General features: G+C 58.6%; 13 protein-coding genes. 10 read left to right on the top strand and 3 right to left on the bottom strand.

All coding sequences use genetic code 11. The features are described 5' to 3' along the window. The first annotated feature begins 1 nt into the window (after position 1). The 6 genes from CCOY_RS07315 to ocd all read left to right on the top strand — a co-directional run bounded on the left by CCOY_RS07315 (position 2) and on the right by ocd (position 11,233). Positions 2–1,054, top strand: coding sequence for a PAC2 family protein (locus CCOY_RS07315; protein ID WP_425284118.1), 1,053 nt, complete (start codon positions 2–4; stop codon positions 1,052–1,054). A 56-nt stretch (positions 1,055–1,110) separates the two neighbouring features. Then, positions 1,111–3,639, top strand: a complete 2,529-nt coding sequence (locus tag CCOY_RS07320; protein ID WP_092103128.1) for a DEAD/DEAH box helicase — start codon at positions 1,111–1,113, stop codon at positions 3,637–3,639. Between the two features lie 104 nt (positions 3,640–3,743). Continuing rightward, positions 3,744–4,991, top strand: a complete 1,248-nt coding sequence (locus tag CCOY_RS07325; RefSeq protein WP_083279408.1) for an NAD(P)/FAD-dependent oxidoreductase — start codon at positions 3,744–3,746, stop codon at positions 4,989–4,991. 203 nt (positions 4,992–5,194) lie between these two features. Further along, positions 5,195–8,626 carry a bifunctional proline dehydrogenase/L-glutamate gamma-semialdehyde dehydrogenase gene (locus CCOY_RS07330; RefSeq protein ID WP_092100113.1) on the top strand — a complete coding sequence of 1,144 codons (3,432 nt, stop codon included), beginning with the start codon at positions 5,195–5,197 and terminating at the stop codon, positions 8,624–8,626. Positions 8,627–8,661: 35 nt separating this feature from the next. Beyond that, positions 8,662–10,173, top strand: coding sequence for an amino acid permease (locus CCOY_RS07335; RefSeq protein ID WP_083279407.1), 1,512 nt, complete (start codon positions 8,662–8,664; stop codon positions 10,171–10,173). 31 nt (positions 10,174–10,204) lie between these two features. Then, positions 10,205–11,233, top strand: coding sequence for an ornithine cyclodeaminase (gene ocd, locus CCOY_RS07340; protein WP_070422346.1), 1,029 nt, complete (start codon positions 10,205–10,207; stop codon positions 11,231–11,233). An 88-nt stretch (positions 11,234–11,321) separates the two neighbouring features. Here ocd and ahpD read toward each other — a convergent pair whose 3' ends face one another. Continuing rightward, positions 11,322–11,846 carry an alkylhydroperoxidase, AhpD family gene (gene ahpD / locus CCOY_RS07345; protein WP_070483800.1) on the bottom strand — a complete coding sequence of 175 codons (525 nt, stop codon included), beginning with the start codon at positions 11,844–11,846 and terminating at the stop codon, positions 11,322–11,324. A gap of 86 nt (positions 11,847–11,932) precedes the next feature. After that, complete coding sequence (locus tag CCOY_RS07350) at positions 11,933–12,529, bottom strand: peroxiredoxin (protein ID WP_070422344.1); 597 nt, start codon at positions 12,527–12,529, stop codon at positions 11,933–11,935. Between the two features lie 115 nt (positions 12,530–12,644). Between CCOY_RS07350 and CCOY_RS07355 the strand changes: the two genes are divergently transcribed. Both CCOY_RS07355 and hrpA read left to right on the top strand, forming a co-directional pair. After that, positions 12,645–13,601 carry a hydrogen peroxide-inducible genes activator gene (locus CCOY_RS07355; protein ID WP_092100115.1) on the top strand — a complete coding sequence of 319 codons (957 nt, stop codon included), beginning with the start codon at positions 12,645–12,647 and terminating at the stop codon, positions 13,599–13,601. A gap of 15 nt (positions 13,602–13,616) precedes the next feature. Next, a complete protein-coding gene (gene hrpA / locus CCOY_RS07360) occupies positions 13,617–17,555 on the top strand; it encodes an ATP-dependent RNA helicase HrpA (protein ID WP_092100117.1) in 3,939 nt (1,312 codons plus the stop codon). Here hrpA and nrdR read toward each other — a convergent pair. Beyond that, positions 17,552–18,013: a transcriptional regulator NrdR gene (gene nrdR / locus CCOY_RS07365; RefSeq protein WP_070422341.1), complete on the bottom strand. Its 462-nt coding sequence runs from the start codon at positions 18,011–18,013 to the stop codon at positions 17,552–17,554. The two genes, hrpA and nrdR, sit on opposite strands and share 4 nt — an antisense overlap. Before the next feature lie 657 nt (positions 18,014–18,670). On the opposite strand from nrdR, the gene lexA reads away from it, so the two are divergent. Both lexA and CCOY_RS07375 read left to right on the top strand, forming a co-directional pair. Further along, on the top strand, positions 18,671–19,318 hold the full coding sequence (gene lexA / locus CCOY_RS07370; protein WP_092102723.1) for a transcriptional repressor LexA: 648 nt from the start codon (positions 18,671–18,673) through the stop codon (positions 19,316–19,318). A gap of 104 nt (positions 19,319–19,422) precedes the next feature. Continuing rightward, positions 19,423–20,223, top strand: coding sequence for a DeoR/GlpR family DNA-binding transcription regulator (locus CCOY_RS07375; protein WP_070451043.1), 801 nt, complete (start codon positions 19,423–19,425; stop codon positions 20,221–20,223). The last annotated feature ends 9 nt before the right edge of the window (positions 20,224–20,232 follow it).

Below are 20,232 nucleotides of genomic sequence, written 5' to 3' on the forward strand. Positions count from 1 at the left end.
GATGTACGAGCTTGAGTACCCCTCGCCCACCGTGGACAGCACCTCCCAATCGGGCCCGGCGCTGATTATTGCCATGCACGGCTACGCCGACGCAGGTCACGCAGTTGAGTCTGCAGCCGACCATCTTAAGGCCGCACTAGAGACCCATACGGTGGCGACGTTTAGCAACGACGAGCTCATCGACTACCGCTCACGACGCCCAACGGTGACACTCGCCCATGCTGAAATCGCAGACGTTGCAGACCTGCAACTCGATATGCGGGTCCTGCGCGACAGCAAGGGCAAGTCTTTCTTGCTCCTGTCCGGGCCTGAACCGGATCTTCGCTGGGAAGCGTTTAGCAATGCAGTCGCCGACCTCGTCGAGCGTTTCAACGTGGATAAAACGATCTGCCTCTACGCTGCCCCTATGGGCGCGCCACACACTCGCCCCCTTGTGGTATCAGCACACGGCAACGACACCGACCTCGTCGGCTCGATGTACACCTTCGACGGTATGGTGAGCGTTCCTGGCTCCGCCGCAATTCTCATTGAGCGCGAACTCCACAAGCGTGGGCGAAATGTCGCAGGCTACACAGCGCACGTCCCGCACTATGTCGCTGCTTCTCCGTACCCGCACGCAACTTTCCAGCTCTTGCAGTCGGTAGAGGATTCCACCACGTTGACCTTCCCGCTTGGTTCGTTGGAAGGCGACATGAAGCGGGTCTCCCAGCAACTTGCAGAACAAACGACGAACTCCGCTGAGATCACCCATGTGGTCCAAGCATTGGAGGAACACTATGACCAGGAGATGGAGGAATACCGTCGCCACCACCCGCAAGCCATGATGCCCGGTGAGGCGCAGATGCCGTCTGGTGAGGAAATTAGCGAGGCTTTTGAGAACTACCTCACCGCCATAGAGGACCGTGACCGCAACCGTGGTCAACAGCGCAGTCTGCCTCACGATGAGGACACTGATCGGCGCTTGCGTGACTACTACTTCATCGACCCCGACGCTGAAGAAGGTGACGGCGACAGTGACGGCGACAGCGAAGGTGACACCGGCGCAACATCCTAAATGCTGATGGGATGTCGGGGCGGTCAGCTACGGTGGTGAGCGTGACGCTCACAGACATGCTCTCCGACATTGCCGAAGCACCAGAGTCCCTCTTCGAGGACGTGGTGTGGGACTCGTTTACCTCCTGGACCGAGTCCCGCAGTATCAGCCTCTACCCTGCTCAAGAGGAAGCTTCGCTAGCGTTGCTCGCTGGCGACAACGTTATCTTGGCTACCCCAACTGGATCCGGGAAGTCCATGGTGGCCAACGCGGCGCATTTCATTGCTCTCGCCCGTGGACAGCGATCGTTTTACACCGCGCCGATTAAGGCGCTGGTAAGCGAGAAGTTTTTCGCGCTGTGCGAGATTTTCGGCGCTGAAAACGTCGGCATGATGACCGGTGACGCAACGGTGAACTCCAATGCGCCAATCATTGCAGCCACAGCGGAGATCGTCGCAAATATCGCACTGCGAGAAGGCGAGCATGCGCGAATCGACCAAGTCGTCATGGACGAGTTCCACTACTACTCCGAGCCGGAGCGCGGATGGGCCTGGCAGGTTCCGCTCCTCGAGTTGCCAAAGGCACAGTTTCTGCTGATGTCGGCGACACTAGGCGATACTGCGTGGCTCGAGGAGGACCTGACGAAACGCACCGGGCGCACCACCACTTATGTGGGCGGCGCTGAGCGTCCCGTTCCGCTGGATTTCCACTATGTGTTCACGCCGGTGCACGAGACGATTGAGGAGCTGCTCGCCGACGGCAAGGCACCGATCTACGTTGTGCATTTCTCTCAGCGCGAAGCCACCGAACGAGCGCAGGCGCTGACCAGCATGAAAATCATTACGGATGAGGAAAAGCAGCGGATCGCTGAAGAGATTGGCAATTTCCGCTTTACCACCACGTTTGGCAAGACGCTGTCCAAACTTGTGCGTCGTGGCATCGGAATCCACCACGCAGGCATGTTGCCGAAGTACCGTCGCCTTGTCGAACGGCTTTCCCAAACCGGCTTACTGAAGGTCATCTGCGGTACAGACACGCTCGGTGTGGGGATTAACGTGCCGATTCGTACAGTGCTCATCACTGGGTTGGCCAAATACGACGGAACTCGCCAGCGCATCTTGAAGTCGCGTGAATTCCACCAAATCGCAGGCCGCGCAGGTCGCGCAGGCTACGACACCGAAGGCACTGTAGTGGTGGAAGCACCCGAACACGAGATAGAAAACGTAAAGCTGCGCCGCAAGGCGGGTGATGATCCGAAGAAACTCAAGAAGATACGGAAGAAATCTGCCCGCGACGGTGAAGTTTCCTGGTCTGAGAACACTTTTGAACGTCTGAAGGTCGCTGAACCCGAAGAGCTGACAAGCCAGTTCAAGGTGAGCAACTCGATGCTGCTCAACGTGGTGGCACGCCCTGGTGACGGCTACGAGCACATGCGCAAGTTACTGCGCGACAACCACGACAACCGTGCGAAGCAGAACAGGGACATCCTCACCGCAGTGGAGCTATTCCGTGGGCTGATTAACGCTGGAGTGGTGGAACGTACTCCGGACTCTCCCGCGTTTCGCCCATACACGCTGACGCAGGAGCTCGACCGCGACTTTGCGCTAAATCAACCTCTCGCTCCGTTCGCACTGGCGTTTCTTACCCTGCTGGATCCGGAATCGGATACATACACCCTTGATGTCATCTCAGCATTTGAAGCGATCCTCGACGACCCGAGGCAACTCCTCCAAGCGCAAGAGAAAGCCGCTCGTGGAGAAGAAATTGCTGCGCTAAAGGCTGAAGGTGTTGACTACACCGAGCGCATGGCGATTATTGAGGATGTCACCTATCCGAAGCCATTGGCCGACGAGTTGGACGAAGCGTTCGATACCTTCACCCAAGGCAACCCATGGGCGAAGGAGTTCGAGCCGTCGCCGAAGTCTGTGGTGCGGGACATGATCGAGCACGCAATGACGTTCTCCGATCTCATTTCCACATATGGGCTGGCGCGCTCCGAGGGTGTGGTGCTTCGCTACCTCACCGATGCTTGGCGCACGCTCTCCTACTCCATCCCCGATGCCTACATGAACGACGAGCTCGAGGACATCGTCGTATGGCTCGGCGAGATGATTCGTCAGGTGGACTCGTCGCTCATCGACGAATGGGCGCACATGACCGGAGAAGACGAACCTGTCAGCCAGGAAACCATCGACCGAGAGCTGGCGTTTGGTGTACAAGACCCATCCGCACTGACCGCCAACCGTCGTGCGTTCACAATCATGGTCCGCAACTACTTCTTCCGAATGGTCGAACTGTTCGCTTATGAGAAAGAAGATGAGTTGGCCGAGATGCTCGACTACCTAGAAACAGACGAGCGGGTGGATTGGCCGGGGGCGATGGACGACTACTTCGACGAGTACGACGATGTCGATCTTGGCCCAGACGCACGCGGTCCTGAATTCTTCCACATCGGTGATCAATCCGGCAGATCCTGGCAGGTCACCCAGATTATTAACGACCCCGAAGGCGACAACGCGTTCCAGATTCACGGTGTGGTGGATCTCGACGCATCCGATGAAGCGGGTGAGGTTCGGGTCTCCTCGTTGGAGGTTCGGGGGCAGTAGAAGTGCTCGCATGAAACGGAAAGTTCTAATTTGCCCCAAAACACATCCACCCCGGCTAGATTGTGTGGGGCAAACTTTGGTTCTAGCGTGACAAGGAGCACAACGTGACGCGCACAATTGTTGTCGGCGCCGGCATGACCGGTCTGTCAACCGCATGGCATCTGCAGGAATATGGCCATGAGGTGGAAGTTCTCGAACGCATCGATGTTGCGGCCGGTTCTTCCTGGGGCAACGCCGGCTGGTTGGCACCGGGCAAGACGATCCCGCTGTCCAACTCGAGCCTGTGGGCATACGGCCCGACCGCACTGTTTGATAAGCACGCTGCTTTGGATGTGCCGGTGCGTTTCGACCCGAAGCTGTGGCGCTTCTGCGCCAACTTCATGGCACACGCGACGGGACGCGCATGGGACAAGACCATGGCTCGCCTCACTAAGGCAGATATTGCTTCCCTCGCTGCTTTCGACGAGCTCGAAGCAGGTGGTGTGAAGGCCTCCACACATGAGGGTCCGTTCATCATCGGTTTCGAAAACGAGGGCAAAGCCGCCGGCTTCCTCAAGGAAGTCGAAGGCGCTCAGCGTCACGGCCAAGATATTCCTTTCGAGCAGATCACGCTTGACGACGCCCGCACTGACGCCCCGATGCTGACCGAGAAGGTCGGCGCAACCTACCGCATGGGCGGTCAGCGCTTCATCGAGCCGGGTCCGTACTGCCGGGCCATTGCAGATTCGATTATCGAGCGCGGTGGCAAGATCACGACGGGTGTTGAGGTCGTAGAGGTCACCTCCACCCGCAAGCCAGCCGTGAAGCTTTCCACCGGGGAGTGGCTGCAGGCCGACAACGTTGTTTTGGCAACCGGTGCGTGGCTTCCGTCCTTGGCTAAACAGCTTGGTGTGAACACGATGATTCAGGCTGGTCGCGGCTACTCCTTCTCGGTTGAGACAGCTGAGCCTGCTACCTGCCCGGTGTATCTGCCGGATCCAAAGATCGCCTGCACCCCGTACCAGGGTCGCTTCCGCATTGCAGGCACGATGGAGTTCCGCGGCCCGGATGAGCCGTTCCAGCCAGGCCGTATTGCCTCGATGATTCACTCGACGAAGCCGTTCTTCCGTGGCATCGACTGGGAAGATCGCCAGGACGAGTGGGTCGGTTCCCGCCCGGTCACTCCGGACGGTCTCCCACTGGTTGGCGCGACGAAGGTGCCAAACGTGTACACCAACGGTGGTCACGGCATGTGGGGCATCATCCTGGGCCCGCTGTCCGGCAAGATGCTGGCAAAGCAGATTGTGACCGGCGAGATCGACGAGACGATCAAGCCATTCGACCCGCTGCGCGGCCCGTTCGGTGGCCTGTAACGCACCAACGTTTCAAACCCCGTCACTGCACTATGCATGTGGCGGGGTTATTTTTATCCCCCGTTTTCCCCACCCGTCAACGCTGTGCGCTGCAGGTTTCCTCGCACGACTCGTGCGACGGCATCTAATTGCATTGAAAATCGCAGTTGTGCCTTATCGTATTGCCTGTCACATTGGTCAGTTTTGAGTGATAAGGAACACAAATGCCACAACTGAGCACCAACCAGATCGCGCCGTCGAATAGCGATGACCTCGAGGCTGTAATCGAGGCAGCTGTTGCGCGTGCCTACCACTGGATGGAAGCTACCGCCGAAGCAGACGCCGACGACGCCTCCACCCAGCAGCTCGCCGAGCTGCTTCGCGACGAGAACGGTGTCCGCTTCACCATGGACTTCGTTGACCGTGTCATGCGTCCCGAAAGCAACCGTGTCGCTGCACAGGCACTGCGCGCGATCACCCGCGGTGTCGATGCCCGATTCCTCGGCCAGATCAACTCCCTGCTCGTCGGAATTGGTGCGTTCGTCGGCCCATTCCTGCCAAACGTGGTCGTTCCTGCGGCACGTGCCCGTCTACGCCAGCTCGTTGGCCACCTGGTGCTCGATGCAGAAAGTGACGCGCTGAACAAGCTTCTCGACAACGCAAAAAAGCGTGGCGAGCAGCTCAACTTGAACCTGCTGGGTGAGGCTGTCCTCGGCGAAAAGGAAGCAACAGATCGTGCAGAACGCACCCTCAACCTGATTAAGAACCCACGAGTTACCTACGTGTCCGTCAAGGCATCGTCGATGGTGTCGCAGTTGAACCACTGGGATTACGACGAATGCGTTCGATTGGTTAAGGACCGCATCCGTCCGCTCTACCGCGCTGCGCGTGACCGTACCCCTCAGGTGTTCATCAACATGGACATGGAGGAGTACCACGATCTGCATCTCACGCTGGACGTGTTCACACAGCTGCTCAGCGAGGACGAGTTCAAGGACTACCAGGGTGGCATTGTGCTTCAGGCGTACTTGCCGGACACGCTGGGTGCACTCGAGTACCTGGCCGACTTCGCCCAAAAGCGTGTGGCCGACGGTGGCTCCAAGATCAAGATCCGTCTGGTCAAGGGTGCGAACCTGTCCATGGAACGCCACCACGCTGAGGTGAAGGGTTGGGAGCAGGCTCCGTACCTGACCAAAGATGAGGTGGACGCCAACTACTACCGCCTGCTGGATTTCATCCTGCGCCCTGAGTTTGCCGATGTTTTGTCGATCGGTATCGCTTCGCACAACCTGTTCACGTCTGCGTTGGCATACGAGCTGGCACAGCGCCGCGGTGTCACAGCGATGATTGACTCCGAAATGCTGCAGGGCATGTCACCTGCGCAGCAAGAGATCGTGCGCGGGGTGTACGGCGACCAGATCTTGTACACCCCGGTTGTGGGCCGCGATGACTTCGACGTGGCGGTGAGCTACCTGGTGCGTCGTCTCGAAGAGAACGCCGCCCCGCAGAACTTCCTGCATGCTCTGTTCGCTCCGAAGACTGAGGACCGTGATCCGATTAAGGAGCAGGAGAACGTCTTCCGCTGGGCTGTCGGCAACCGTTGGGACGTGCACAATGGCCCGAACCGCACGCAAGACCGTACTACGGAAACTGAGCGCCACGTTGCGCATGCTTCCGCAACGACCGGTCGCTTCCTCAACGAGCCGGATACGGATCCTGCGCTTGAGGCGAACCGTGATTGGGCTATCAAGCACCTGAACACTCCACCTTCGATCGACACTGGCGCAGAGATCACCGATCCGGCTGCTATCCGCGACAACATTGCACGCGCACTCGAGGCACAGAAAGCGTGGGGCGCGCTGTCCGCTAACGAGCGTGCAGCAGTGCTCGAGGCGATTGGCGACGAGATCGCGCGCCGCCGTGGCGAGTTCATCTCCGTTGCTGCGCACGAGGCTGGCAAGACTGTCGACCAGTCCGACCCGGAGATCTCCGAGGCTATCGACTTCTGCGATTACTACGCTGATAGCGCCCGTCACCTCGACGACATTGAGGCAGAGTTCGAACCGAACAAGCTCACGGTGGTTGTTCCGCCGTGGAACTTCCCGGTCGCTATTCCGACTGGTGGTGTCATGGCGGCGTTGGCTGCAGGCTCTGCTGTGATCCTGAAGCCAGCACCGCAGGTGACGCAGTGTGCCAAGCTGATCGCGGATTGCATCCAGGCAGTCTTCGCTAAGCAGGGCATCGACCCGGATACGGTGCAGTACGTTCGCGCTGACGAAGGCGAAGCTGGCAAAGCATTGCTTACCGACGACGCCGTGGACGCCATCATCCTCACCGGCGCATCTGAGACCGCCCAGCTGTTTAAGTCGTGGAACCCGCAGCTCAACGTCATGGCGGAGACGTCTGGCAAAAATGCCATCATCATCACGCCGTCCGCTGACCCGGATTTGGCTATCAACGACCTGTACTTGTCGGCGTTCGGCCACTCCGGCCAGAAATGCTCTGCTGCTTCGCTAGCGATCCTCGTCGGCTCCGCGGCCGAGTCTGAGCGTATTCGCGGCCAGCTGCTCGACGCAGCCTCCACCCTCGTGGTCGGCCCAGGTACCGATCTGTCCACCACGATGAACGGCCTGATCGAGGCTCCGAGCGAGAAGCTGCAGCGCGGCCTGACCCAGCTCGAACCGGGCGAGAAGTGGCTGCTCCAGCCGAAGAAGCTCGACGACGAGGGCAAGTTCTGGTCCCCGGGTATCCGCGATAACGTCAAGCCAGGCTCCTGGTACCACCAGAACGAGTGCTTCGGCCCGGTCTTGGGCATCATGCACGCCAAGGATCTCGACGAGGCCATCGAGTGGCAGAACTCCACCGGCTACGGGTTGACCGCCGGTATTCACACCCTTGACGGCGACGAGATCAATACCTGGCTCGACCGTGTGGAAGCAGGCAACGTCTATGTCAACCGTGGCATCACCGGTGCGATTGTGCAGCGTCAGCCGTTCGGCGGTTGGAAGAAGTCCTCGGTTGGACCCGGCGCGAAGGCTGGCGGCCCGAACTATGTGGCGCAGATGGGCACCTGGCGCGACCGTGATGGCGTTGCTCCGTCGCCGGGCGTAAGCATCTCTGCTGATATTCAGGAGCTGCTGGAGGCGTTCCGCCCGAACGTCGACGCAGAGGACTACGGCTGGCTCTCTCGTGCCGCCGAGTACGACCAGCGCGCATGGGACCGCGAGTTCGGCCGCGGTCACGACCACTCTGGTTTGCGCTCGGAGGCAAATATCTTCCGTTACCGCAACACGCTCGAGCCGGTCGTGATCTACGTCGGTGAGAACTACCGCTTGCGCGATGTCTACCGCCAGCTGCTCGCAGCAGCGATCACCGGTTCTGAGATCCGCGTCGTTGCACCTGCAGCGATTGCTCCCGATCTGGAGGCTGCTGCGATCACGGTCGATGCGAACCGTGTGGAAGGCACCCCGTCGCGCATCCGCGTTATCGGCGATGCCCCGGCAGACATCTACGGCGACATCACTACTGCAGTTTTCGATGGCCCGGCGCTCATCGACGGCCGACGTGAGTTGCTCCCGTACCTACTGGAGCAGGCCATCTCCGCAACCCTGCACCGTTTCGGCGTCATCCATGACCCGGCCGGCATCAGGAACTAGTCCCCCACTAACCGACACAACCCTGGGAGAACCCGATGACTACGAAACCACCACCATCGGAAGCATCAACTCGTCCTAAAGCTGGCGTCATTCCTGACGAAGATGCCGGCTTGCAGAAAGGGCTGTCCACCCGTCAGATCAACATGATCGCAATTGGCTCGGCGATCGGTACCGGTCTGTTCCTTGGCGCAGGTTCGCGCCTTGAGGCTGCCGGACCGTCGCTAGCCCTGATGTACCTGCTCTGCGGTTTCATCGGATACCTCATCCTGCGGAGTCTGGGTGAGCTCATTGTCCACCGTCCAACCTCGGGTTCGTTCGTGTCCTACACTCGCGAATTCTTTGGCGAGAAGGCCGCATACGTCTCGGGCTGGTTGTACTGGTTCAACTGGGCAGCGACCGCCGTTGCTGACGCGACAGCGCTTGCGATCTACATCCGCTGGTTCGGCCAGTTCTACGGTTGGATTAACGACATTCCGCAGTGGGTCATCGCACTTGCGATCATCGCTCTTGTGACGGGGATGAATCTCGTCTCGGTGAAGTTCTTTGGCGAGATGGAGTTCTGGTTCTCCCTGATCAAGGTGGCGTTCCTGCTCACGTTCCTCGCGGTCGGCATCTTCATGGTCATCTTCGGCAATCCGAGTGGTGATCTGACTGGCCTGACGCTCATCTCCGATCACGGTGGCTGGTTCCCGAACGGCGTACTGCCGGCACTGATCGTGATCCAAGGCGTCGTGTTCGCTTACGCAGGTATCGAGCTGCTGGGCACGACCTCTGGTGAGGCAAAGAACCCCCGTAAGGACATCCCGAAGGCGATTAATGCTGTTGTCTTCCGCCTGCTGGTGTTCTACTTCGGCTCCGTGCTCCTGCTGTGCATGCTGCTGCCGTACACCCAGTACTCCGGTGACGAGTCACCGTTTGTGACCTTCTTCAACTCCATCGGCGTGCCGTACGCCGGTCCTATCACTCAGTTGGTGGTCATCACCGCTGCGTTGTCCTCCCTGAACGCCGGCCTCTACTCCACGGGCCGCATCATGTACTCGCTGTCCAAGGCCGGTTCCGCACCGCAGTGGGCAGGCAAGGTCACCAAGGGTGGTGTGCCCTACGGTGGCATTCTGATGACCACCGGCGTCGCCCTGTTCGGCGTTGTGCTCAACTACTTCGTGCCGGAGGCAGCGTTCGAGGTTGTGTTGAATATCGCGGCACTTGGCACGATGGCGTCCTGGGCGGCAATTTCCCTGTCGCACATGCGCTTTGTGCGGCTGGCCCGGCAGGGCAAGTACACCCGTCCGGATTACCGCGCACCATTCTCGCCGTTCACCGATATTGTCTCGCTGCTGTTCCTTGGGCTGGTTGTCGTGCTCATGGCCTTCGACTACCCAATTGGCACCTGGACACTGATTGTGTCACTGCTGATGTGGCCGGCGCTTGCGTTCGGCTGGTTCAAGGTCCGCGATCGCGTTGAATTCATCTCGCGTTCGCACGTGAACTACGAGCACGTCACTGGTGAACAAGCACCCGACATTGATCCCCCAATCGTTACCCATTAATCCCCTCACACTTTTGAAAGGAACTGCCCATATGACTCAACTTGTCGACGTCACCAACATGTGCCGCTGGATCGACCACCACGGTGTGGAGAAGATCATCGCCGGCATCCTCGAATACATCGAAAAGGACTTCGTCCGCTGGGAGGAATTTGACAAGATTCCGCGCGTGGCCAGCCACACCCCTATCGGTGTCATCGAACTGATGCCCACCTCCGACTCAATCGAATACGGATTCAAGTACGTCAACGGCCACCCGTCGAACCCGGCTCGTGGCTTCCAGACTGTGACCGCTTTCGGTTTCCTGGCTGACGTAGACAACGGCTACCCTACGTTTGAAGCCGAGATGACCTTGCTCACCGCACTTCGTACTGCTGCAACCTCCGCAATGGCGGCAAAGTACCTCGCGCGCAAGGACTCTGAAGTCATGGCGATGATTGGCTCCGGTTCCCAGTCGGAGTTCCAGGCGCTCGGGTTCCGTGCGGCATTGGGTATCGAGAAGGTCCGCATCTTCGACATCGACCCGGACGCGATGGAGAAGTTCCGCCGCAATATCGAGCCGCTCGGCATCGAGGTCTACATCGCCGACAGCGTTGAGGATGCGCTCGAAGGCGCAGACATCATTACGACCTGCACCGCCGACAAGGCGCAAAACACCATCCTGGATTACTCCCTGGTTCGCCCTGGTGTGCACATCAATGGTGTGGGTGGTGACTGCCCGGGCAAGACGGAGCTTGATCCGCGCATTCTTGACGACGCCACCGTGTTCGTCGAATTCCCTCCCCAGACCCGCATCGAGGGCGAGATCCAAAACAAGGGCGAGGACTTCGAGGTCGTCGAACTGTGGAAGGTCATCGCAGGCAAGGTCCCGGGCCGCTCTAGCGATGAGGAGATCACACTGTTCGACTCGGTCGGCTTCGCAATCGAGGACTTCTCCGCCCTGCGCTACCTGCGCGACTCGACTGCTGGCACCGACTTCCAGACCTATATTGAGTTGGTCGCCGATCCGGATGATCCGAAGGACCTGTTCTCCCTGACCACCAAGGTGCTCAGCCCCATGTAGAGCGCTCTGCCTAACGACGAAACGCCGCTGGCCCCGAACAGAAAGGTTCGGGGCCAGCGGCGTTTAATCGTCGATACGCGCTAGTGGCTTAGCGTGCGTCTTCGATAGTGATCGTCTGGGCAACAGCCTGGACAACACCGGCAACCTTGATGGACTCCCAGACCTGCTCCTTGGTCAGGCCTTCCTCGCGGACGGTGTTGGCGTGGGCGACGGCGCAGTGCTCGCAACCATTGATGGTGGAAACGGCGAGCGACCACAGCTCGAAGTCAGCCTTTTCTACCCCCGGCTTGGAGATGATGTTCATGCGAAGGCCGAACTTCACGTTGGCGTAGTCGTCACCCAACCAGCCCTTAGCGCGGTACGCGACGTTGTTCATCGCCATGACAGTGGCCGCACCGAAGGCTGCGTCGATGGCCTCCTCGGAGAGGTGTTCCTTGGCCTCGTCGGTGATCTCGGAGATGACGGTTGCGTTGCGGGTCGCGGCCGCGGAGGCGACGAGCGTGCCCCACAGTTGCTGCTCATTCAGCTCGGTCGAGCGGGTCAGCGAACCAAGGTTGAGCTTCTGGTCCTTTGCGTACTCGGGAAGTGCGTTGCGCAGGTTATCGATAGACATACGTTGATCCTTTCAGTTGGTATGGGAGCGCCCCGCCACTCCAGCGTTAAGGAGCGCGGGGCGGCACGGAAACTAAAGTTCGGGTGCTACTTCAGGGACTCCTGGACCACAGCCATCTTGTCGATGTTCTTGGTCGGGTCGTTCTTCTGCCAATCGCAAGCGCAGACCTCTTCAGACTGCAGAGCGTCGAGGACACGCAGGACCTCGTCGACGTTACGGCCAACAGCGTCCGGGGTGACGGACACGAACTGGATGATGCCGTCCGGGTCGATGATGAAGGTTGCACGGTCTGCGACACCGTCAGCGTTCTCAACACCGAGGGCGCGGATCAGGTCGTGGCGGATGTCCGAGAACATCGGGAACGGGATGTCCAGCAGTTCCTCGTGGGTTGCACGCCAGTTGAAGTGCGAGAACTCGTTATCGATGGAGCCGCCGAGCACCTGGGTGTCGCGGTCCTCGAACTCCTCGTTGAGCTTGCCGAATGCGGCGATCTCGGTCGGGCAAACGAAGGTGAAGTCCTTCGGGTAGAAGAAGATGACCTTCCACTTGCCCTCGTACTTATCCAGGGAGACGCGCTCGAAGTAGTCGTCCGGGGAAGCAGCGTTAGCTTCCTTCAGGTTGCCACCCTTCAGTGCGAGAAGGTCGAACTCCGGAAAACGCTCTCCAACGGTCATGATCGGCATGATGATCCTCCAAAAGAATCTGGTCAAACGAATGTGTTTCGGACGTAAAACAGTATGACACAGTTCGCAGAAGGTTGCAACCAAAAACCTATTAGCCGGTGTAGGATTCATAAGTATGAGCAATCGAGAGTATAAACCGACACTCGCACAGATCCGTACCTTTGTCACGGTTGCAGAACAGAAACACTTTGTGAGCGCAGCAGCGAAACTTGGCATCTCCCAGCCTTCCCTGTCACAGGCTTTGGCGTCGCTTGAAAATGGTCTTGGCCTGCAACTTATCGAGCGTTCCACCCGGCGCGTGATCGTCACCCCCACCGGTGAAGCGCTGTTGCCATATGCGAAGGCAACCCTCGACGCTGCCGATGCTTTTCTTGCCCAGTCGCGCGGAGCGCTCGGCGAGCTCGCCGGCCCACTGAACATTGGCATCATCCCTACAATTGCGCCGTATCTCCTTCCGGGAGTGCTTATTGGGATCGAGGAAAACTACCCGGATTTGGAACCGCGCATCGTAGAAAACCAAACGGATCAACTGTTAAAAATGTTGCGCGACGGGCAACTCGATCTGGCAGTGCTTGCCACTCCGACGCACGCACCAGGTTTGGAGCAATTGCCGCTTTACGACGAGCCGTTTGTGGCAGTGACCAATCCGGACGATCCACTTGCCGGCCGCACCGATCTGGGGCTGGACAGCCTGAAGGACCTCAACCTTTTACTACTGGATGACGGCCACTGTCTCCGGGATCAGATTGTGGAGCTGTGCAAGATCGCTGAGGCAACTCCCGGCGCGCGCAAGCATGCTGTGACACGCGCATCGTCACTGACCACGATCGTCCAGTTGGTCGTGGCAGGGCTGGGGTCAACGTTGATTCCGGCCTCCGCGGTAGGCACTGAGTGCTCTCGCCCCGGAGTCGCTTCCGCAACGTTTGCAAACGGCGTACAGGCGCAACGCACGGTGAGCTTGGTCTACCGTGCGTCCTCGCAGCGTGTTGCGGAGTTCGAGCAGTTAGGGCGACTCGTGAAGGCTTCGTATGAGCGGGCCCTGGAATCAGGTAAATCCCTGCTTCCGCGCTAAGCTCTGCCTCTGGCTATGACTGATCATTCTTCCTCCTCCCCCGCCCCGCCGAAGCCGCAGCTCTACGATGCGCTCGATGCTGTACCGATTGCGGATGTTCGACGGTTCCGTAGGCGACTCAAAAATGCGAGCGCGCCGGATGCGCTGCGGGCGATTGGGAAGGATATTGAGAGGGCACGGGGTGTCGTCGAGAAGCGCGATGCTCTGATCCCTGAAATTACTTACCCGGAAAACCTGCCGGTGTCTGCGCGCCGCGACGACATCATGGAACTGGTGCGCGACAACCAGGTCGTTGTTATCGCCGGCGAGACGGGATCGGGCAAGACCACCCAGATTCCAAAGATGCTGCTGGAGATGGGGCGTGGCCGGCGTGGACTGATTGGACACACGCAGCCGCGCAGACTCGCCGCTCGCACCGTTGCGGAGCGCATCGCCGACGAGCTCGGCCAGGACATCGGTGAATCTGTCGGCTACGCCATTCGTTTCGACGACAAAGTATCCCCGTCTACTGCGGTCAAGCTGATGACGGACGGCATCTTGCTCACAGAGATGCAGCGCGATCGCTTCCTCAACGCGTACGACACGATCATTATCGACGAGGCCCACGAGCGCTCACTCAACATCGACTTCCTGCTGGGCTACCTCAAGCGACTGCTGCCCAAGCGGCCGGACCTCAAGGTGATTGTCACATCTGCGACCATTGACCCGGAGGCATTTGCCAGCCACTTCGCCGACGCCGAGGGCAACCCAGCTCCGATTATCGAGGTCTCCGGGCGTACTTACCCAGTCGAAATCCGCTATCGACCACTGGTTGAGCAGATTCAGAAAAAAGACGGCTCCATCAAGGAGATTGACACCGACATGATCGACGGTGTCGTCGCCGCCTGCAAAGAACTTATGGGTGAGGGCAACGGCGACATTCTGTGTTTCTTCTCTTCAGAGCGCGACATCCGTGACTGCATGGAGGCGATTGAGAAGCAGCACTGGCGTGGCGTTGAGGTTGTTCCGCTGTTCGGTCGCCTCTCCAACGCGGAGCAGCACCGTGTGTTCTCCCCACACTCGGGTCGTCGCATTGTGTTGTCGACAAACATCGCCGAAACGTCTCTGACCGTGCCGGGCATCCACTATGTGGTGGACACTGGCCTGGCGCGTATCTCGAGGTATTCGACACGCACCAAGGTCCAACGTCTGCCTATCGAGGAAATCTCCCAGGCTTCCGCGAACCAGCGTTCGGGCCGATCGGGCCGTACCGCCGACGGCATTGCCATCCGCCTGTATTCGGAGGAGAACTTCGAAGCGCGCCCAGAGTTCACTGACCCGGAGATTCTGCGCACAAACTTGGCGTCAGTCATCTTGCAGATGATCTCGCTGCGGCTTGGGGATATCAATGAGTTCCCCTTCATCCAGGCGCCTGACCATAAGGCGGTCCGCGACGGACTTATGCTGCTGCACGAATTGGGGGCGATCTCGCAAAAAGAACGTGGTGGCGCACCGACCCTCACCAACGTTGGCCGCGATATTTCCCGCATTCCTGTGGACCCCAAGATGGCCCGCATGCTGGTGGAGGCCAATCGCCTCGGCGTGCTTGATGACGTCACTGTCATCGTCGCAGCCATGACCATCCAGGATGTTCGAGAACGCCCCTTGGAGTACCAGGCCCAGGCCGACCAAGCACACGCCCGCTTCAAGGACAAAGAGTCCGACTTCCTGTCATCGCTGAAACTGTGGGACTACATCGGCGATTCCCGCGACGAGCTGTCCGGCAACGCATTCCGTAAGCGTATGAAGCGCGAGTTCCTCCACTACATGCGCATCCGTGAGTGGCGCGATCTTGTCCGCCAATTGCGCGACGTGGAGCGACAGCTCGGCTGGTCTCCCGCCGATAGTGTCGCGGGTGAGCGCGATGCAGCTGCAGTCCACCAGTCGCTCTTGACTGGTTTGCTCTCCAATATCGGCGCGCGTGACGGCAATTCCAAAGAGTTTCAGGGAGCGCGCGGGACACGGTTTATGGTCTTTCCCGGCTCGTCGCTGGCTAAGCGGCCTCCGGAGTTTCTCATGGCCGCTGAACTCGTCGAAACGTCACGGCTCTGGGCTCGTGACGTAGCCAAGATCGAACCTGCTTGGGTTGAGCGTGCCGCCGGCGACCTGCTCAAACACTCCTATTCGGAACCTGTGTGGTCGCGTAAGCGTTCCGCAGCGATGGTCCACGAAAAATCCATGCTTTACGGCGTGACCATCGTGCGTGATCGGCTTGTTCCCTACCACCGGGTGGATCCTGCCGCTGCGCGCACAATGTTCATCCGCCACGCGCTGCTGGAGGGCGATTGGAACCGTCACCATAAGTTCATCGACCACAATGAAGCGTTGCTTGCGGAAGCAGCCGAGGTCGAGGAAAAGGTTCGCCGCCGCGGCCTTGTCGTCGACGAAGATACGTTGTTCGACTTTTACGACGCTCGCCTGCCCGACAATGTCACCACCGCTCGCCACTTTGATTCGTGGTGGAAGAAACAGCGTGCGAAAGACAAGCATTATTTGGACTTCGATCCGAACGCATTGCTTGACGACGACAACGTTGACGCCTCTGCGACCGCCTTTCCCGAGGCCAAGCGCCAGGGCTCCGTGGAATACGCACTGCGCTACAAGTTCGAACCGGGCGACCCGTTTGATGGAGTCACTGTCGAGGTACCCGTGCCACTCCTGGCAAACCTTGACCCTGACGGCTTCGATTGGCTCGTCCCAGGCTTGCGCTCTGAACTCGCTGCCGAGATGATCCGCACCCTACCGAAGGCGTTACGTAAAACCGTCGTCCCCGCCCCCGACTTTGCGCAGCGTGCACTCGAGGTAATGCCCGAGGACGTCAACACGGACATCCCGTTTACTGAAGCGCTCGCCGATGCGCTTCGAAGCGTTGGTGGCCGCGGTATTAACGCCACGGATTTCAACCCCCAGGCGTTGCCACCGCACTTGCAGGTTACCTATGCGGCAATCGACCGCCGCGGCAAGATCGTCGACCACGACAAGGATCTCGCAGCGTTAAAACGCCGTCAGGCGGGCAAGATTAAGTCGTCTGTATCCAAAGCTGGACGCCAATCGGAGTCTGAGTCTGTAAAAAAGTGGACGTCGGACTCGCTCGGCGCTGTACCGGAGACTGTGACCACAACAATCGACGGTAACGAGGTTGATGCTTACCCAGCACTCGAAGCTACAAAAGACGGTGTCAAGGTCACGGTGCACCCGACGAAGGCTGCTGCCGACGCGTCGATGGTCACTGCGACACTGACGTTGCTGTTGCGCGAAATCAGCGTTAATGCGCAGCAGATGACCAAGGGCCTACCGTTGCGCCATAAGGTCGCTGTTGACCGCTATCCCCATGGCGGAGCAAATGGCCTGGTCGAGGATGCTCGTGTATCGGTGATTCGTGATCTGATGATGTCGCACGGAGGCCCGGTGCGCACTCCGGAGGAGTTCGACGCCCTTCTCGCCGAGATTAAGCCACAGGTCTCGGGTGGTGTAAGGCGTGCTGTGGTCAACACTGCTCCAGCGCTTGCCGCGTACGCCGACATTTCGGTGGAGCTCGATCAGTGGGAGGGGCCTGCGATTGATGACATGCGTTCGCAGCTCGCCTTCTATCTCCCCCGTCACGCGATAACGGTTCATGGGGTGCAGCACTTACAGCATTTGCCGCGCTATATCGATGCGATGCGGATCCGGCTGGAGGATATGCGTCTGGACCCGGACCGAGATGCTGACCGCCAGGCAGTTGTCGATGGGGTGAAACGCTACCTTGCTGATCATATGAAGCGACTTCCCGCACAACGGTCGAAGACGCGGGCCTACAAGGATATTCTTTGGCTCATTGAGGAGTTGCGGGTCAGTTTGTTCGCGCAGCGACTTGGCACTCCCCGACCGGTCAGCCAGCGCCGGATTGAGAAGAAAATTGATGCGCTGCGCTAGCGATATTCTTCGCGGTCGCGCCGACGCATAAGCCTGATTTCCGACTCGAAATCGTCGGCACTTTCAAACGACTTATACACAGATGCGAAGCGCAGGTATGCAACCTCGTCAAGCGCACGAAGTGGCTCGAGTACTGCCAAACCAATCTCGTGAGCAGGAACCTGCGAGCTGCCCTGCGCACGCACGATTTCTTCGACTTCTTGTGCGAGGCGCTTCAGTGCATCGTCGGAAACGTCCCGACCTTGACATGCACGCCGCACACCAACGATGAGCTTGTCGCGGTCGAACGGCTCACTTACTCCATTACGTTTGACGACGGTGAGTACCGCGTTTTCAACAGTGGTGAATCGACCACCGCATTCTGTACATTCACGGCGACGGCGAATTGCAGAGCCTGCTTCGACAAGTCTGGAGTCAGCGACTCTGGTCTGTTCGTTATGACAGAAGGGGCAATACATAGGGCTCAGACTACCCCTCTAGCGGACCACCTCCGAGTCTGCGATGAAAACCGGCTGGGACGACCCCGGCACCTGGCTTGCATCACTAAACACTCCACCAAACGCAGAGCCGGCTAAAAGCGCTCCAGTCAGCAACGCTGCTAAGACGAAACCTTCCTTGCCCTCGCGGTGAGATTCGAATGCCTCAGATACATATTCCCGACGTCCATAACCTAGGTTCTCTGTACGCTCACCCTTTCGATCAATAACGTCAAGCGTTCGAACACCGCTATAAACACCGCTACGATCTCGTCCTGGATTAAGGTCCCACACCTCGACCGGCTGCGCTAACCGAGGCGTCCGAGATACACCGCAATCGCTCCCATACCCACTGTTCACTGCTGGATTAATCGTTACCGACATTTCACTCTCCTTCAATCTCGTGCACCACTGTACGAATGCACTCGACATGTTCGAATATGTAATCGTTTGTATGTTCGACTCCGCTTACACGTTCGATTTATAGCAAAGCGAGCAAACACTGTCTAGCCCAAAGTGGAAAATATCGAACAAACTTGCCCTCTCTGGTAGGTTCTATGCCTACAGACCTAGAAACAGAGACACGCGGAAAGAAGAAAAGCAGTGGCAAAGAAAAAATCTGACGCAGGCAATCTCGACATGAGCACACTTTCAGACAGGCAACGTCGAATCCTTCAGGTCATCCAAGATGCCGTTGTACTCCGCGGCTACCCGCCAAGCATCCGTGAGATCGGCGACGCTACCGGGCTGCAATCAACCTCATCCGTGGCATACCAGCTCAAGGAACTGGAGAAGAAGGGCTTCCTGCGCCGCGACCCCAATAAGCCGCGTGCCGTGGATCTGCGCCACCTGCAACAGACAACCAAACCGAAGCGCAAAACCCCCCAGCAGGACACACCCGAGGACGCGACTCCCGCGCGTTTCGTTCCAGTTTTGGGACAAATAGCAGCTGGTGCACCTATCCTGGCCGAAGAAAACGTCGACACCTATTACCCACTTCCTAGCGACCTACTCGGTGATGGCGACGTTTTTATGCTTCAGGTTGTTGGAGAGTCCATGCGCGATGCCGGCATCCTCAACGGCGACTGGGTTGTTGTACGTTCGCAGCCTGTTGCCGAGGAAGGCGAGTTCGTCGCTGCATTGCTTGACGGCGAGGCGACAGTCAAAGAGTTCCACCGCGATTCCACCGGTGTGTGGCTCCTTCCCCACAATGATGCGTTTGCCCCAATCAAGGGCGATAGCGCAGAGATCATGGGGCGTGTTATTTCCGTTTTCCGCACTCTTTAGCGGGAATTTGCCCTCCTTTAGGGGCAAACCAAACACAATCGCAGACATCCGGGCATGAATGTCTGAAATACTGAGTACTCCGACCAAAACGTTTGAGGAGTGCGATGTACGCCGAGGAGCGCAAACGCCAGATTGCGTCACTTACTGCTGTGGAAGGCAGGGTGAGCGTCGCTGAACTCGCGGAAAAGTTCGATGTCACTGCCGAAACGATCCGCCGCGACCTCACCGCACTTCACGCCGATGGGATTGTGCACCGCGTACATGGTGGTGCTGTTGCAAACCAAGCGTTTCTCACCTCTGAACTCCCGCTCGATGCCCGGTCTCGTGCGGCATCTGATGCGAAAACCGCGATCGCGAAAGCTGCACTGGATTTTCTCCCCCGCCACGACAACGCCGCGATTTTTCTGGATTCTGGCTCTACAACCAGTTACTTTGCACAGTTGCTTTGCGAGGGCACCCGCGCTCAAGACTGCTCTATCGTGACAAATTCGCTGCCAATCGCCCTGGATCTTTCCTCCGCAGGCCTTGATGGCGTACAGCTTCTTGGTGGGTCAGTTCGTGCAATTACGCAAGCGGTAGTTGGTGCGACTGCACTTCGAACGTTGGCATTGCTCCGCGCCGATGTCGCATTCATTGGTACCAATGCTCTGACGATTGACCACGGCCTATCTACCGCCGATTCTCAGGAAGCAGCCGTGAAATCGGCCATGGTCACAAATGCCCAGAAGGTCGTGGTCTTGTGTGATTCATCGAAGATCGGCAACGATTACCTTGTCAGTTTCGCACCCCTCGATGCCATCGACATCGTCATTACCGATAGTGGTGCACCTGAGACATTCCTCGAAGATCTCGAGCGCAATGATATTGAGGTCGTTCTTGCGCCGGTGACATCCAGCACACACTAATTCCGATTG

Source organism: Corynebacterium coyleae (assembly GCF_030408635.1).
Taxonomy (GTDB): Bacteria; Actinomycetota; Actinomycetes; order Mycobacteriales; family Mycobacteriaceae; genus Corynebacterium; species Corynebacterium coyleae.